Source organism: Pseudomonas sp. R84 (assembly GCF_009834515.1).
Taxonomy (GTDB): Bacteria; Pseudomonadota; Gammaproteobacteria; order Pseudomonadales; family Pseudomonadaceae; genus Aquipseudomonas.
On sequence record NZ_CP019426.1, the window covers coordinates 1,935,291 to 1,950,931 of the forward strand.

Here is a 15,641-nt window from a genome sequence, read left to right on the forward strand (position 1 = left end):
GCAAAATTTTACCGCTGTCGTGTGAATGTTTAGTGCTGGCAGATTGTCACAGCCTTGCTTAACCGGTTCACGCGGCCTGTTCCAGCCGCTCCTGTCGACGGGAATTCTCCATGCGTTTGTGTAAATTGTTGTTTGTGGGTTGTTTGTCTCTGATCAGCCTGGCGAGTCATGCCGAAAACCTCAAAGGTCTTTATCAAGTGCGCGAACCGGTCAATGGCCAGGCGCCGGAAGAACGTGGTCGCGCCACGCAAGCGGCGCTCGATACATTGGTGTTGCGCCTGACCGGCGATCCGAAGGCTGCGCAAAACCCGGGGTTGGCGGCGATTCGCAAGGATCCGCAGCAAATCATCAGTCAGTTCGGTTTCGATGCCGGGCCGCCGGAGGTGCTGAAGGTCGATTTCGATCCGGCGACCACCGAGCAGGCGTTGCGTCGTGCCGGGTTGTCGTTGTGGGGCGCCAGTCGCCCGTCGATCCTGAGTTGGTGGCTGAATGATTCGGCCGAGGGTTCGAGTCTGGTCGGTGATGGTCAGGCCGCTGCCGCGCCGTTGCGTACGGCTGCACAACATCGCGGCTTGCCATTGCGTTTGCCGCTGGCTGATTTGAGTGAGCAGTTGGTTGCCACTGCGCCAGCGCTTGAGGGCACGGATCCGGCGCCACTGCGCGGTGCTTCGGAGCGCTACAACGCTGATGCCTTGCTGGCGGTGCATGCCCGTGAAGAGGGCGGGCAGTGGCAGGCCAAATGGCACTTGTGGCTGGGCGATCAGAAAGAGGCGGGCAGTGTGCAGGGCGCCGATCAGGCTGCTGTCGCTGACGCAGTGATGCTGGCGGTGGCTGAGCGGCTGGCGCCACGTTTTGTGGCCAAGCCCGGCGCTTCGGGGCAGCAGACTCTGGAAGTGCAAGGTATGAATCTGGAGCATTACGCGGCGCTGTTGCGGTTACTCGAACCGTTTGGCGTGCGTCTGCAAAGTGTTGACGGCGATCGCATCGTTTATCGGGTCAATGGCAGCGCCGATCAAATGCGTGCGCAGTTGTCGCTGGCCAAGTTGCAGGAGTTGCCGGCCGAGGCGCCGACTCCGTTGGCTGCGCCACAGCCTGCGGTTGCAGGTGCGGCGCCAGTCGCGGCGCCAGCCCCGACCCCGGCAGCACCGTCGTTGCGGTTTCGCTGGTAAGTCTTTCCTTATATAGAAGCAGGAGTGGTACATGGCCGATACGCGGCGTTGGTTCTGGCTCGGTGGGGTAGTCCTGCTTTGCGCGTTTGTATGGTTGCTGCATCCGATCCTCACGCCGTTCCTGGTGGCGCTGCTGCTGGCTTATCTGTTCGATCCGCTGGTGGATCGACTGGAGCGGCTCGGTTTGTCGCGAACCTGGGGCGTGATCGCGGTGTTTGCTCTGTTCACCTTGATCGTCACCGCACTGATGCTGGTGCTGGTGCCGATGCTCGCCAAGCAGTTGCTACGTCTGTACGAACTGGCGCCGCAAATGCTCGATTGGCTGCAGCACACGGCGGTGCCGTGGGCGCAGTCGAAGCTGGGGTTGTCGGACGGTTTCTGGAAGTTCGATAAGGTCAAGGCCGCGATCAGCGAGCACATGGGGCAGACTACCGACATTGTCGGCGTGGTGCTCAGTCAGGCAACGGCCTCCAGTCTGGCGCTGATCGGCTGGCTGGCCAATCTGGTGCTGATTCCGGTGGTGAGCTTTTACTTGTTGCGCGACTGGGACGTGATGATGGCCAAGATCCGCAGCCTCCTGCCGCGTGATCGGGAAGAGACCATCGTATCGCTGGCCGGTGAATGTCATGAGGTGCTGGGCGCATTTGTTCGCGGTCAGTTGCTGGTGATGGTGGCGTTGGGCGTGATCTACGCAGCGGGCCTGATGATCGTTGGGCTGGAGCTGGGGTTGTTGATCGGCCTGATTGCGGGTCTGGCGGCGATCGTGCCTTATATGGGCTTCGTGATCGGTATTGGCGCGGCGCTGATTGCCGGGTTGTTCCAGTTCGGTGGCGATCTGTATCCGATGGTCGGGATCGTCGCGGTGTTCATGGTTGGTCAGGCGCTGGAAGGCATGGTGCTGACGCCTTTATTGGTGGGCGATCGTATCGGTCTGCATCCGGTGGCGGTGATTTTCGCGATTCTGGCCGGCGGCGAACTGTTCGGTTTCACCGGCGTGCTGCTGGCATTGCCGGTGGCGGCGGTGATCATGGTGCTGGTGCGCCATGTGCACGACTTGTACAAGGACTCCGACATCTATAGTGGCGTTGACGATCCGCAGTTGTAATGGCACAGGGACGGCCCGGCGAATCGCCGGGTTGGCCCGGGTCCTGCAGGCGTTGGTGCCAAAGAATCTGTCATAAATCCAGTGTGTTATCGCAAACCTTTGATTTTGCTTGGACTCTGTCGCATTGTGCGCTCAGCTTCACGGGTATAAACTTCGCAAACTTTACACAGAGGCCACTAACGGTTCCTTGAGAACTGTTCAGTCAGCATGAAACCGATTCAGCTGCCCCTAGGTGTGCGTCTGCGTGACGACGCCACCTTCATCAACTACTACCCAGGCGCCAATGCCGCTGCACTCGGCTATGTCGAGCGTCTATGCGAAGCCGACGCCGGCTGGACAGAAAGCCTGATCTACCTGTGGGGCAAACACGGCGTAGGGCGTACGCATCTGTTGCAAGCGGCGTGTCTGCGATTCGAGCAGATGGGCGAGCCGGCGGTGTACTTGCCGTTGGCCGAGTTGATGGATCGCGGTGTCGAAATCCTCGACAACCTCGAACAGTACGAACTGGTTTGCCTGGACGACTTGCAGGTGATTGCCGGCAAGGCTGACTGGGAAGAGGCGATGTTTCATCTGTTCAACCGTCTACGCGACAGCGGTCGGCGCTTGCTGATTGCCGCTTCCACCTCTCCGCGTGAGCTGCCGGTCAAACTGGCTGACTTGAAATCGCGCCTGACCCTGGCGCTGATTTTTCAGATGCGGCCGCTCTCCGATGAAGACAAACTGCGTGCTCTGCAATTGCGCGCCTCGCGTCGCGGTCTGCACCTGACCGATGAAGTCGGGCATTTTATTTTGACTCGCGGCACCCGCAGCATGAGTGCGCTGTTTGACTTGCTTGAACAGCTCGATCAGGCCTCATTGCAGGCTCAGCGCAAGCTGACCATTCCCTTCCTGAAAGAAACGCTGGGCTGGTAGCTATCCCTTTGATTCTGCGGCTTTCAGCGTATTTCGGCATATTTCAGGCGCCAGAAAATCCGCTTTCCTGCACGGTGTGCAAGCCGCGTATCGGTTCAAATGGGCTTAAGCGCTTAGATGTAAACGAGAAACCGAGAAGTCACAAAAAGATCGATTGAATTTGCAAATGAGGCTGATAGCGGGCATAGTCTCGCCTTCTTTACAACTATCAGCCACGGTCGTGCCCATGCTAAAGCGCTTCGCACCCCTCGTGCCTCTCGCACTCGTCACCCTGTTGTACGGTTGTGCTGCTCATTCTCCAGTTCAAGAGCAGCCTCAACAGGTTAAAAATTCTGCCACGGCTCAGTCTTCCGTTATTTATCAGGAAGAGCTGGACACCGAAAAAGAACTCAACGAATTCAATGGCAAGAAGCCTTATCAGCTTCCTGTTCTGGCCGACAGCATCCTCGAACGCGGCATGTCCCTGATCGGTACCCGTTACCGTTTCGGCGGTACCTCTGAAGCCGGTTTCGATTGCAGCGGTTTCATCGGCTACCTGTTCCGTGAAGAAGCTGGCATGAACCTGCCACGCTCCACGCGTGAAATGATTAACGTCGATGCTCCACTGGTATCGCGCAGCAACCTTGAGCCGGGCGATCTGCTGTTTTTCGCCACCAACGGTCGTCGCGGTCGTGTCAGTCACGCCGGGATCTACCTCGGTGACAACCAGTTCATCCACTCCAGCAGTCGTCGCAGCGGCGGTGTTCGCATCGACAGCCTGGGTGACAGCTACTGGAGCAAGACCTTCATCGAAGCGAAACGCGCATTGGCCAACGCTCCGACGGTTGTCACCGCTCGCAAGTAATCCCCATTGTCGCTGCGTTCGCGGCGACAATCAGGCTTCCGGCAACGGAGTAGACGTAGACTTTACAAGGTGAAGTTAAAGTCTTACTTGAAGTTTGCCGCGTAGCCGCTAGAATCCTGTATCTATATTGATGGCAAACCGCCTGCGTGCTCACGCAGGCGGTTTTGTTTTCTGTCCATCGGCAGAAAAAGCCGCAGCCAGATCAGGATGTTCTGCTTATGACGATGTCGGCACGCCTCACTTTGATCTTCTTCGCAGCGCTGCTCAGCGCCTGCGCCAGTCGCACGCCGCCACCTGCGCCGGTGGTACGCGCCCCGGTCGTGTTCGGCCCCTCCCAAGCTTTTTCGCCTGCTGCTGAGGACGTGCTGTTTCGCGCGCTCGGCTTGGTCGGCACGCCTTATCGCTGGGGCGGCAACACGCCGGATTCGGGGTTTGATTGCAGCGGCCTGATCGGGTTTGTCTACCGTGATGCAGCAGGCATCTCGCTGCCGCGCTCCACGCGCGAGATGATCGTCATGCAGGCGCCGAATGTTGGCAAGGAAGGCTTGCAGACGGGCGACCTGATTTTCTTCGCCACCAATGGCGGCTCGCAGGTCAGTCACGCGGGGATTTATGTCGGCGAAGGGCGGTTTGTGCATGCGCCTGCCACGGGCGGGACGGTCAAGCTCGACAGCCTGTCGAAGGCGTATTGGCAGAAGGCTTATCTGAGTGCCAAGCGGGTGTTGCAGCCGGAGCATCTGGCGCATAACCCGTAGTAAAAATCGCAGCAATCCTAATGTGGGAGCGAGCCTGCTCGCGAAAGCGGTGTATCAGTCAACTCAATGGAGACTGACACTCCGCATTCGCGAGCAGGCTCGCTCCCACAGTTGTTTCAGGTCACATTCAACATCACTTCGTGGCTGAGACTCGCCACACCTTATTGCCAACATCATCCGCCACCAGCAAGCCACCCTGCTGATCAATCACCACGCCTACCGGCCGGCCCAATGCATTCTCGTCCTTGTCGAGGAACCCGGTCAGCACATCCACCGGTGTGCCGCTCGGCTTGCCGCCGGTAAACGGCACGAAAATCACTTTGTAGCCACTGTGCGGTTTGCGGTTCCATGAGCCGTGCTGGCCGATGAACGCGCCTTCCTTGAACTGCGCCGGCAGGGTGTTGCCCTCGGCGAAGCTCAGGCCCAACGAGGCGGTGTGCGGCCCGACCGCGTAATCCGGGGCGATGGCCTTGGCCACCAGGTCCGCGTTTTGCGGCGACACGCGGACATCAACATGCTGACCGTAGTAACTGAACGGCCAGCCATAGAATCCGCCGTCCTTCACTGAAGTGATGTAGTCCGGCACCAGATCACTGCCGATTTCGTCACGCTCGTTGACGGCTGTCCACAACGCGCCACTGCTGGGCTCCCAGGCCAGGCCGTTGGGGTTGCGGATGCCCGAGGCGAAGATGCGGTGATTGCCGGTCGCCCGATCGACTTCCCAGATCGCTGCGCGGCCTTCTTCCTTATCCAGACCATTTTCGCCGACGTTGCTGTTCGAGCCGACCGTGACGTACAGCTTGCTGCCGTCTTTGCTGGCGGTGACGTTTTTGGTCCAGTGATGATTCAGCGTGCCGCCGGGCAAATCGACAACCTTGATTGGTTGCGACTTGATTTCGGTCGCGCCGGGTTCGTAGTTGAAGCGCAGCAAGCGATCGGTGTCAGCGACGTAAAGATCGTTGCCGACCAGCGTCATACCGAACGGCGAGTTGAGGTTCTGCAGGAACACCGTGCGCGTCTCAGCCACGCCATCGTGATCGGCGTCACGCAGCAAGGTGATGCGGTTCGGACTCGGCACGCCCGCGCCAGCCTTGCCCATGACCTTTTTCATCACCCAGCCGCGAATGCCACTGCTGTCATCAGGCTTTGGCGGGGCGTTGGTTTCCGCCACCAGCACATCGCCATTGGGCAAGACATAGAGCCAGCGCGGATGATCGAGGCCTTCGGCGAACGCTGCCACCTGAGTGCCAGCCGCCGCAGTCGGTTTGCCGCCTGCGGGCCAGCCGATTGCCGGGGCGATGTTCACCGTCGGGATCAGGGTCTTGTTCGGTTCGGGGAGTTTCGGTGACGGGCCGGTGCCGTCGGAGACTTGCAGGCTGGAGGTTTCACCGCAGGCGGCGAGTCCTCCGGCGAAGGCGATGACAAAAACGAGCTGGGGCTTGCGCATTGCTGATCTTCCCTATGAATGCATTCCTAATCATAGAGGAGGGCGCAAGCCCGATGGTTCAACTGCTCAGCCGCGGGCTTCCTTGAACAGCACGGCGATGCCCGGGTGATAGTTGCCCGCTTCGCTGCGCAATTTGCGGTAGGCGTAGGGGAAATACCAGGCGACGGCACAGGTGTGTTCCTTTTGCAGATCGTCGACCATGTCCTGCAGCTCTTCGGGGCTGGCGCTGTGCTGGGCTTTTTGCGGCGCGACAAACAGGCAGCCGAGCTTGAGGTCGCTGGCATAGCTGATGCGTTTGGCATCGTTGGAGATGTCCAGCAGAGCTTGGGTCAGATTCAGGTTGGTAACCTTTGGCCAGCGTTGCGTGGCCTGAATGAAAGCGCGGTCCTCAGCACCGGCGAGAAACATATCGGCGCGGGCATTGCGCTCGCCTTCTTCGTTCTGTTTGCGCGTGGCAGTGTCGTTCAAAGTGACCAGCTCGGCCATCCACGCCGCCGCCGAGAGCAATCCGAGATTGGCTTTCTCGTCATGCCAGTAAGGCGTGTCGCTGTCGCCGCGCACGGCGTTGTAACGGTCGATACAGTCAAACCAGCGTTCAAGCACCGGGCGCAGGAATTCCAGGCGCGGGTTGCTGATGATCATGCCTTGCATCGTCATCATCCTTTATTGTTGTAGTGGGCGTTTCGGAAAAAGCATGGCTCTTTGATATCACTTGTATCAGTGTGGCACAAGATTGGCGTCAGAGAATTGATCGACGGCAGTTATTCGCTCGATGGCCGCCTCTTTAATTGACGCTCCACCCCCAACCCTCTAACCTTCGCGGCTTGTTTCAGGTGCTCTGTGACCTGCGTCGACAGAGTGAAACAGGGAAGCCGGTGAGGGTTGTCTTCGCACGAAGAACCACCACGATCCCGGCGCTGCCCCCGCAACGGTAAATGAGTGAACACTGCGTCGAATGCCACTGCTCAAAGCGGGAAGGCGCGCAGTCAGGCCAACGCCGCTCATGAGCCCGGAGACCGGCCTGATCCATCCAGCGGCATCACGGTGGGCGATGCCAGGCTTTTTGCCGTCTATTCTTGTGCCTGCCCGCCGTTATCCAGCCTCAACGGAGAGCTCCCCCATGACTGATTCCCCCGAGCGCGACGAACGCCATCTGGCGCGTATGCAACGCAAAAAAGCCGTGATCGACGAACGCATCGCCAACTCGCCTGACGAGTGTGGCCTGGTGCTGGTGCTGACCGGCAACGGCAAAGGCAAAAGCAGCTCGGCGTTCGGCATGCTCGCCCGCGCTATGGGCCACGGCATGCAGTGCGGTGTGGTGCAGTTCATCAAGGGCCGCAACAGCACCGGTGAAGAACTGTTTTTCCGCCGCTTCCCCGAGCAAGTTCGCTTCCATGTGATGGGCGAAGGCTTCACTTGGGAAACCCAGGATCGTCAGCGCGACATCGCCGCTGCCGAAGCCGCGTGGGCAGTCTCGCGCGAACTGCTGCGTGATCCGTCGATCGGTCTGGTGGTGCTCGATGAATTGAACATCGCCCTCAAACACGGCTACCTCGATCTCGATCAGGTACTCAGCGATCTGCAGGCGCGTCCGCCGATGCAGCACGTGATCGTCACCGGTCGCGCGGCCAAGCCGGAAATGATCGAAATGGGCGACACGGTCACCGAAATGGGCATGCTCAAACACGCCTTTCAGGCCGGCATCAAAGCGCAGAAAGGCGTCGAACTTTGAATCAACCACGTCACTGCCCGGCGGTGCTCATCGCCGCGCCGGCTTCCGGTCAGGGCAAGACCACCGTCACCGCCGCGCTCGCCCGTTTGCATCGCAATCAGGGGCGCAAAGTGCGCGTGTTCAAATGCGGCCCGGACTTTCTCGACCCGATGATCCTCGAACGCGCCAGCGGTGCGCCGGTGTATCAACTGGACATGTGGATGGTCGGTGAGCAGGAAAGTCGTCGCCTGTTGTGGGACGCCGCTGCCGAGGCGGATCTGATTCTGATCGAAGGCGTGATGGGCCTGTTTGACGGCACGCCGTCCAGCGCCGATCTGGCGCGGCACTTCGGTGTGCCGGTGCTTGGCGTGATTGATGGGACGGCGATGGCGCAGACTTTTGGTGCGTTGGCGCTGGGCCTGGCGAAGTATCAGCCGGATTTGCCATTTGCCGGCGTGCTGGCCAATCGTGTTGGCACTTTGCGCCATGCGCAATTGCTCGAAGGCAGCCTGACTGAAGGTTTGCGCTGGTACGGTGCGTTGTCGCGTGAGACTGGCATCGAATTGCCGAGTCGTCACCTCGGCCTCGTGCAGGCTAGCGAATTGAATGACCTCGATGTGCGTCTCGACGCCGCTGCCGATGCATTGGCCAGCAGTTGCGAGGTAGCGCTGCCACCGGCGGTTGAGTTCGCCGCGCCTGACGTGATAGCTGTCGAGCCGCTGCTGAAGGATGTGCGCATTGCCGTTGCGCGTGATGAGGCGTTTGCCTTCACTTATGGCGCGAGTCTGGATCTGCTGCGTGCGATGGGCGCTGAGTTGAGTTTCTTCTCGCCGATCCGCGATACGCACTTGCCTGAGGCGGATAGCTTGTATCTGCCCGGCGGTTATCCGGAATTGCACCATGTTGCATTGTCGCAGAACACCGCGATGCTTGAGGCGATTCGTGCGCATCATGCGGCGGGGAAACCGTTGCTCGCTGAATGTGGCGGCATGTTGTATTTGCTCGCCTCTTTGACGGACGTTGAAGGCACTCGTACCGAACTGGTCGGACTGCTTGAGGGCGATGCGGTGATGCAGAAGCGTCTGGCGGCGTTGGCGTTGCAAGCGGTGGATCTGCCGGAAGGTTCGCTGCGCGGTCACACCTATCATCACTCCCTGACCACCACCGAACTGACGCCGATTGCCCGTGGCTTGAGCCCGAATGGTGGGCGTGGCGCCGAGGCGGTTTATCGGGAAGGGCGGATGACGGCCTCTTATGTGCACTTCTATTTTCCCTCGAATCCGAATGCGATTGCCGCATTGTTTGCGCCAGACCGTGAGGCCGCCTTCGCGAGCAAGCTCGCTCCCACAGGGGATTGCGTTTCTTGAGCAAGCACCCCGTCCAATGTGGGAGCGAGCTTGCTCGCGAAGAGGCCATGACCGACAACACATTTTCCGAAGCCGAGCGCGAAGCGGTTTATAGAGCCATCGCCGAGCGCCGCGACATGCGCCATTTCACCGGCGGCAGCGTCGAGCCGGAGCTGTTGCGCCGACTTTTGGAAGCCGCCCACCAGGCCCCAAGCGTCGGCCTGATGCAGCCTTGGCGCTTCATTCGCATCAGCGACCGAACTTTACGCGGGCAGATCCAGAACCTCGTCGAAGAAGAACGCATCCGCACCGCCGAAGCCCTCGGCGAGCGCAGCGACGAGTTCATGAAACTCAAGGTCGAGGGTATCCATGAGTGCGCCGAAGTGCTGGTCGCCGCGTTGATGGACGATCGCGAAAAGCACATTTTCGGTCGTCGCACGCTGCCGGAAATGGACATGGCCTCGCTGTCCTGCGCGATCCAGAATCTGTGGCTGGCCTCGCGCGCCGAAGGCCTGGGCATGGGCTGGGTTTCACTATTCGAGCCACAGGCACTCGCTGACCTGTTGAAGTTGCCCGAAGGCGCCAAGCCTCTCGCTGTTTTATGTCTGGGCCCGGTCAAGGAATTCTATCCGGCGCCGATGCTGGTACTCGAAGGGTGGGCGCAGGCGCGTCCGCTCAATGAGTTGCTGTACGAAAATTATTGGGGAGTGAGTCAATGAGTGTGGCGTTGTTGAGTGTCGCCGCGGTGGCGCTGGATGCGCTGCTCGGTGAACCGAAACGCTGGCATCCGCTGGTGGCTTTCGGCAATTTTGCCGGGCGCATCGAGCAACGTTTCAACGCCGGTGGCCGGGGCTGGCGCAGCCACGGCGTCACCGCGTGGGTGATCGCGGTGCTGCCGCTGACCTTGCTCGCCACCGCATTTTCCTGGGCACCGTACGTGGGCTGGGTCGTCGAGATTCTTGCATTGTATTGCGCCCTCGGCATGCGCAGCCTCGGCGAGCATGTGGCGCCGGTGGCCGCTGCTTTGCGCGCAGATGATCTGGAAGAGGCGCGCAAGCGTGTCGGCTATCTGGTCAGCCGCCAGACCGATGAGCTCGATAGCACTGCCGTCGCTCGGGCTGCCACTGAGTCGGTGCTGGAAAACGGCAGCGATGCGGTGTTTGCCGCGTTGTTCTGGTTTGTCGTGGCCGGTGCGCCGGGCGTGGTCCTCTATCGCTTGAGCAACACGCTCGATGCGATGTGGGGCTATCGCAACGAACGCTTCGAACGTTTCGGCTGGGCGGCGGCGAAAATCGACGACGTGTTGAACTACATTCCTGCGCGTCTGGTGGCATTGACCTACGCACTGTTGGGCAAAACCCGACTTGCACTGAAGTGCTGGCGCACCCAGGCGCCGAAGTGGGACAGCCCCAACGCTGGCCCGGTGATGGCGGCTGGCGCCGGTGCGCTGGGCGTGGAATTAGGTGGGCCGGCGATTTACCACGGCGAACTTCACGACCGTCCGCAACTGGGTGAAGGCGTTCCCGCCGATGCAGATTCCATTGACCGTGGCTGGCAATTGGTCCAGCGCGGCGTATGGTTATGGCTGCTGATTCTCTGCGTGGGGGCTGAATTCTATGCTTGAGCACGGTGGCCGGCTGCGCAAGGCTGCACACGATTACGGCATTGCCGAGGCGGACTGGCTCGACCTGTCCAGCGGCCTCGCGCCATGGCCATTTCCGATCCCGGAAATCCCGCTGCGCGCCTGGGCGCGCCTGCCGGAAACCGACGACGGCCTGGAGCAAGCTGCGTGCGATTACTACGGTGCCGCGCAAGTGCTGCCGGTGGCCGGTTCGCAGATGGCCATTCAGTTGCTGCCGCGTTTGCGTCGGGCCGGCAAGGTCGGTGTGTTGTCGCCGTGTTATGCCGAACACGCCGAAGCTTGGCGGCGCAGCGGTTACATCGTGCGCGAAGTGCTGGAGCAGGAAGTCGAATTCTTTCTCGACAGCCTCGACGTGCTGGTGGTGGTCAACCCGAACAACCCGACCGGCCTGAGCCTGACCCCGGCGCGATTGCTCGACTGGCATGCGCGGCTCGCCCGGCGCGGTGGCTGGCTGGTGGTCGATGAAGCTTTCATGGATAACACGCCACAACTGAGTCTGGCGCCGCATGCCCATCAAGTCGGGCTGATCGTGTTGCGTTCGTTCGGCAAGTTTTTCGGTCTGGCCGGGGTGCGTCTGGGCTTTGTCCTGGCCGAGCGCAAGTTGCTCAAGCTGCTCGCCGAACAGGTCGGGCCTTGGGCGGTGAGTGGGCCGACGCGGGTGCTCGGGCAAGCGTGTCTGCAAGACACTGAAGGGCACACACGCCAACGGATTCGCAGTGATGAGGCCAGTGAGCGGCTGGCGGCGCTGCTTGAACGCTACGGCTTCAAGCCGCAGGGCGGCTGCGCGCTGTTCCAGTGGCTGATCACCGAGCATGCCGAAGCGATGCACGGGTTCATGGCCCGTCGCGGCATTCTCCTGCGCATCTTCACTCACAACAGCAGTTTGCGTTTTGGCCTGCCCGCCGACGCGGCTGAAGAGGCGCGTCTCGAACACGCTTTAAGCGCTTTTGCCAAGGATCACGCATGACCACCCTGATGGTGCAGGGCACCACCTCCGATGCCGGTAAAAGCACACTGGTGACGGCGCTGTGCCGCTGGGCGACGCGTCAAGGCGTGGCGGTCGTACCGTTCAAGCCACAGAACATGGCGCTCAACAGCGCCGTGACCGCCGATGGCGGTGAGATCGGCCGCGCGCAAGCGGTGCAGGCGCAAGCAGCGTTTCTTGAACCGCACACCGACATGAATCCGGTGCTGCTCAAGCCCAACAGCGATATCGGCGCGCAAGTGATCATTCATGGCCGCGCGGTAACGTCGATGAATGCCGTGGCGTATCACGACTACAAAGCCATCGCGATGAAAGCGGTGCTCGCGTCCCACGAACGGCTCAGCGCGGCGTATCCGTTGGTGATGGTCGAAGGCGCGGGTTCGCCGGCGGAGATCAATCTGCGCGCGGGCGACATCGCCAACATGGGGTTTGCCGAAGCGGTGGATTGCCCGGTTTTGCTGATTGCCGACATCAATCGTGGCGGGGTTTTCGCGCATCTGGTCGGCACCCTGGAGTTGCTCTCGCCGAGCGAACAGGCGCGGGTGAAGGGCTTCATCATCAACCGTTTTCGCGGTGACATCGCCTTGCTGCAACCGGGCCTCGACTGGCTGGAACAGCGCACCGGCAAACCGGTGGTGGGCGTGTTGCCATATGTGATGGATCTGCACCTTGAGGCCGAGGACGGCATCGATCAGCGCCAGACCGACAAGGCCGAACAAGTGCTGAAAGTGGTGGTGCCGGTGCTGCCACGCATCAGCAACCACACCGATTTCGATCCGCTGCGTTTGCATCCGCAGGTCGATCTGCAATTTGTCGGGCCGGGGCAGGCGATTCCTGCTGCTGACCTGATCATTCTGCCGGGCTCGAAAAGCGTGCGCAGCGATCTGGCTTATCTGCGTGCCAATGGCTGGGATGCGGCGATTTCTCGGCACTTGCGTTACGGCGGCAAAGTGCTGGGGATCTGCGGCGGTCTGCAGATGCTCGGTGAGCAGGTGCATGACCCGCTCGGTCTTGAAGGTGCGCCGGGCACGAGTGCCGGTTTGGGCTTGCTGGCGTTCGAAACCACACTTGAAGCCGAGAAGCAGTTGCGCAATGTGCGTGGACGGCTGGCGCTGGAAGATGCCGACGTCAGCGGCTATGAAATTCATGCCGGCGTGACCAGCGGACCGGCACTGGAAAACGCTGCGGTGTATCTGGATGACGGTCGTTGCGATGGTGCACAGAGTGTTGATGGGCAGGTATTTGGCACCTATCTGCATGGCCTGTTTGAATCGCCGGCGGCGAGTGCGGCGTTGTTGCGCTGGGCCGGGTTGAGCGATGTCCAGGAGGTGGATTACCACGGCTTGCGCGAGCGTGATATCGAGCGTTTGGCGGATCTGGTGGAGAAGCATCTGGATACTGATCTGTTGCGTCGGCTCTGTGGGATTTGAGTTGCCTGTGCTGGCCTCTTCGCGAGCAGGCTCGCTCCCACAGTGAATGCGGTTAGCCATACATTTTGAGTACAACTCATAACCCTGTGGGAGCGAGCCTGCTCGCGAAAGCGGCGGTTGTCTCACTTGAATTTTCCTGGATGAACCCATGCTCCAACTGATCCTCGGCGGCGCCCGCTCCGGCAAAAGTCGCCTGGCAGAAAAACTCGCCAGCGATAGCCATCTGGCGGTCACCTATATCGCCACCAGCCAACCCCTCGATGGCGAGATGAGCGATCGCGTCGCCCATCACCGCGCCCGCCGTCCCGTCGAATGGGCACTCATTGAAGAACCCTTGGAACTGGCCCGCGTCCTGCGCGAAAGCGCCAGCGCCGAGCGTTGCCTGTTAGTCGATTGCCTGACCCTGTGGCTGACCAATCTGCTGATGCTCGATGACGCCGAACGCCTCGCTGCCGAGCGCGAAGCCCTGCTCGAATGCTTGGCCTCGCTGCCGGGAGAAATCATTTTTGTCAGCAACGAGACCGGAATGGGTGTCGTGCCGCTGGGCGAATTGACTCGCCGCTACGTCGATGAAGCCGGTTGGCTGCATCAAGCTCTGGCCGAGCGTTGTCAGCGTGTTGTCCTGACCGTCGCCGGCCTGCCCCTGACTCTGAAAGGACCTGCGTTATGACTCAAACCTGGTGGCTGAACCCGTGCAAACCGGTCGATCTCAACGTCGTTGCACAAGCGACGGCACGGCAGCAGCAATTGACCAAACCGGCCGGTTCGCTCGGTCGACTGGAATCGGTCGCGGTGCAACTGGCCGGTCTGCAAGGCCAGATCAAACCGACGCTGGCGCAAGTGTGGATCGCGATTTTTGCCGGTGATCACGGCGTGGTGGCTGAAGGGGTTTCGGCGTTCCCGCAGGAAGTCACCGGGCAGATGCTGCTCAACTTCGTCAGCGGTGGCGCGGCGATCAGCGTGCTGGCACGTCAGCTCGGTGCGCAGCTGGAAGTGGTCGATCTGGGCACGGTGAATCCCGCGCTGAACCTGCCGGGTGTGCGCCACTTGAACATCGGCGCGGGCACGGCGAACTTCGTGCAGGGCGCGGCGATGACTCAGGCCCAGGGCGAACTGGCGTTGCAGGCCGGTCGCGACAGTCTGTTGCGGGCGAAAGCGGCGGGCGCGCAGTTGTTCATCGGTGGCGAAATGGGCATAGGCAACACCACGGCCGCGAGTGCCTTGGCCTGCGCCTTGCTCGATTGCCCGGTGGTACACCTGACCGGTCCCGGTACCGGGTTGAATGCCGAAGGCGTCAGCCATAAAGCGCAAGTGATCGAGCGTGCATTGGCGTTGCATGCAGCGCAGCGTGGCGATGTGTTGCAGACGCTGTTCAACCTGGGTGGTTTTGAAATCGCCGCGCTGGTCGGTGCCTATCTGGCAGCGGCTCAAGAAGGCATTGCGGTGTTGGTCGACGGCTTTATCTGCACGGTCGCGGCGCTGGTTGCGGTGCGTTTGAATCCGGCCTGCCGCGAGTGGTTGCTGTTCGGCCATCGCGGTGCCGAGCCGGGCCATCGTCATGTGCTGGAAACCCTGCAGGCCGAGCCGTTGCTGGAGCTCGGTTTGCGTCTGGGCGAGGGCAGTGGCGCAGCGCTGGCGGTGCCATTGCTGCGTCTGGCCTGTGATCTGCACGGGCAGATGGCGACCTTCGCCGAAGCAGCGGTAGCGGATCGTCCGGCATGACCCTGCAACTGGATCTGCTGCGCCACGGTGAGACTGAACTCGGCGGTGGTTTGCGCGGCAGCCTCGACGATGCACTGACCGAAAAGGGCTGGACGCAAATGCGTGCGGCCGTGGTCGAGGGCGGGCCGTGGGATCGGATCGTCAGTTCGCCGTTGCAACGTTGCGCGCGGTTTGCCGCAGAGCTAGGTGAGCAACTGAACCTGTCAGTGCATCTGGACAAGGATCTGCAGGAACTGCATTTCGGTGCGTGGGAAGGGCAGAGCGCGGCCGCGTTGATGGAGACCGATGCTGAAGCGCTGGGGTTGTTCTGGGCCGATCCGTATTCGTTTACGCCGCCGCAGGGTGAACCGGTCAGCGAGTTTTCTACTCGAGTGCTGGAGGCCGTTGCGCGCCTGCACAGTGCATACGCTGGCGAGCGGGTTTTGCTGATCAGTCATGGCGGCGTGATGCGTTTGTTGCTGGCGCAAGCGCGAGGGTTGCCGCGCGAACAACTGCTCAATGTCGAGGTTGCTCATGGCGCGTTGTTTGCGCTGACGGTCGATGTTGACGGTTCACTCAAGGAAGGTTGCTGAC

General features: G+C 61.0%; 16 protein-coding genes and 1 riboswitch. Of the genes, 14 read left to right on the forward strand and 2 right to left on the reverse strand.

What is annotated here, in order from left to right; translation table 11 throughout:
• Positions 1–110 precede the first annotated feature (110 nt).
• The 5 genes from PspR84_RS08755 (at position 111) to PspR84_RS08775 (ending at position 4,785) form a co-directional block, all read left to right on the forward strand.
• Positions 111–1,169: a DUF2066 domain-containing protein gene (locus tag PspR84_RS08755; RefSeq protein ID WP_160056896.1), complete on the forward strand. Its 1,059-nt coding sequence runs from the start codon at positions 111–113 to the stop codon at positions 1,167–1,169.
• A 31-nt stretch (positions 1,170–1,200) separates the two neighbouring features.
• Positions 1,201–2,274 carry an AI-2E family transporter gene (locus tag PspR84_RS08760; protein ID WP_102900818.1) on the forward strand — a complete coding sequence of 358 codons (1,074 nt, stop codon included), beginning with the start codon at positions 1,201–1,203 and terminating at the stop codon, positions 2,272–2,274.
• Between the two features lie 207 nt (positions 2,275–2,481).
• A complete protein-coding gene (gene hda, locus PspR84_RS08765) occupies positions 2,482–3,186 on the forward strand; it encodes a DnaA regulatory inactivator Hda (protein ID WP_007919828.1) in 705 nt (234 codons plus the stop codon).
• Positions 3,187–3,412: 226 nt separating this feature from the next.
• Positions 3,413–4,030: an NlpC/P60 family protein gene (locus tag PspR84_RS08770; protein WP_007919826.1), complete on the forward strand. Its 618-nt coding sequence runs from the start codon at positions 3,413–3,415 to the stop codon at positions 4,028–4,030.
• A 218-nt stretch (positions 4,031–4,248) separates the two neighbouring features.
• Positions 4,249–4,785, forward strand: a complete 537-nt coding sequence (locus PspR84_RS08775) for a C40 family peptidase (protein WP_034156233.1) — start codon at positions 4,249–4,251, stop codon at positions 4,783–4,785.
• A gap of 133 nt (positions 4,786–4,918) precedes the next feature.
• Here PspR84_RS08775 and PspR84_RS08780 read toward each other — a convergent pair whose 3' ends face one another.
• Entirely contained in the window at positions 4,919–6,232 is a 1,314-nt protein-coding gene (locus tag PspR84_RS08780; protein WP_160056898.1) for a sorbosone dehydrogenase family protein, read from the reverse strand.
• 66 nt (positions 6,233–6,298) lie between these two features.
• Positions 6,299–6,883: a hypothetical protein gene (locus tag PspR84_RS08785; RefSeq protein WP_160056900.1), complete on the reverse strand. Its 585-nt coding sequence runs from the start codon at positions 6,881–6,883 to the stop codon at positions 6,299–6,301.
• 163 nt (positions 6,884–7,046) lie between these two features.
• Positions 7,047–7,272: riboswitch (cobalamin riboswitch) on the forward strand.
• Positions 7,273–7,352: 80 nt separating this feature from the next.
• Between PspR84_RS08785 and cobO the strand changes: the two genes are divergently transcribed.
• From cobO to cobC, 9 genes are all read left to right on the forward strand, one after another.
• Positions 7,353–7,964: a cob(I)yrinic acid a,c-diamide adenosyltransferase gene (cobO, locus tag PspR84_RS08790; protein WP_003223053.1), complete on the forward strand. Its 612-nt coding sequence runs from the start codon at positions 7,353–7,355 to the stop codon at positions 7,962–7,964.
• Positions 7,961–9,310 carry a cobyrinate a,c-diamide synthase gene (locus tag PspR84_RS08795; protein WP_160056902.1) on the forward strand — a complete coding sequence of 450 codons (1,350 nt, stop codon included), beginning with the start codon at positions 7,961–7,963 and terminating at the stop codon, positions 9,308–9,310. The genes cobO and PspR84_RS08795 overlap by 4 nt, the downstream gene beginning before the upstream one ends.
• Positions 9,311–9,357: 47 nt before the next feature.
• Positions 9,358–10,008, forward strand: coding sequence for a 5,6-dimethylbenzimidazole synthase (gene bluB / locus PspR84_RS08800; protein ID WP_160056904.1), 651 nt, complete (start codon positions 9,358–9,360; stop codon positions 10,006–10,008).
• Positions 10,005–10,913 carry an adenosylcobinamide-phosphate synthase CbiB gene (gene cbiB, locus PspR84_RS08805; protein ID WP_160056906.1) on the forward strand — a complete coding sequence of 303 codons (909 nt, stop codon included), beginning with the start codon at positions 10,005–10,007 and terminating at the stop codon, positions 10,911–10,913. Before bluB ends, cbiB begins: the two co-directional genes overlap by 4 nt.
• On the forward strand, positions 10,906–11,898 hold the full coding sequence (cobD, locus tag PspR84_RS08810) for a threonine-phosphate decarboxylase CobD (RefSeq protein ID WP_160056908.1): 993 nt from the start codon (positions 10,906–10,908) through the stop codon (positions 11,896–11,898). The genes cbiB and cobD overlap by 8 nt, the downstream gene beginning before the upstream one ends.
• A complete protein-coding gene (locus PspR84_RS08815) occupies positions 11,895–13,346 on the forward strand; it encodes a cobyric acid synthase (RefSeq protein WP_160056910.1) in 1,452 nt (483 codons plus the stop codon). Before cobD ends, PspR84_RS08815 begins: the two co-directional genes overlap by 4 nt.
• A 148-nt stretch (positions 13,347–13,494) precedes the next feature.
• Positions 13,495–14,016: a bifunctional adenosylcobinamide kinase/adenosylcobinamide-phosphate guanylyltransferase gene (gene cobU, locus PspR84_RS08820; RefSeq protein ID WP_160056912.1), complete on the forward strand. Its 522-nt coding sequence runs from the start codon at positions 13,495–13,497 to the stop codon at positions 14,014–14,016.
• On the forward strand, positions 14,013–15,068 hold the full coding sequence (gene cobT / locus PspR84_RS08825) for a nicotinate-nucleotide--dimethylbenzimidazole phosphoribosyltransferase (protein ID WP_160056914.1): 1,056 nt from the start codon (positions 14,013–14,015) through the stop codon (positions 15,066–15,068). The genes cobU and cobT overlap by 4 nt, the downstream gene beginning before the upstream one ends.
• Entirely contained in the window at positions 15,065–15,640 is a 576-nt protein-coding gene (cobC, locus tag PspR84_RS08830; protein ID WP_160056916.1) for an alpha-ribazole phosphatase family protein, read from the forward strand. Before cobT ends, cobC begins: the two co-directional genes overlap by 4 nt.
• Position 15,641: the final 1 nt, after the last annotated feature.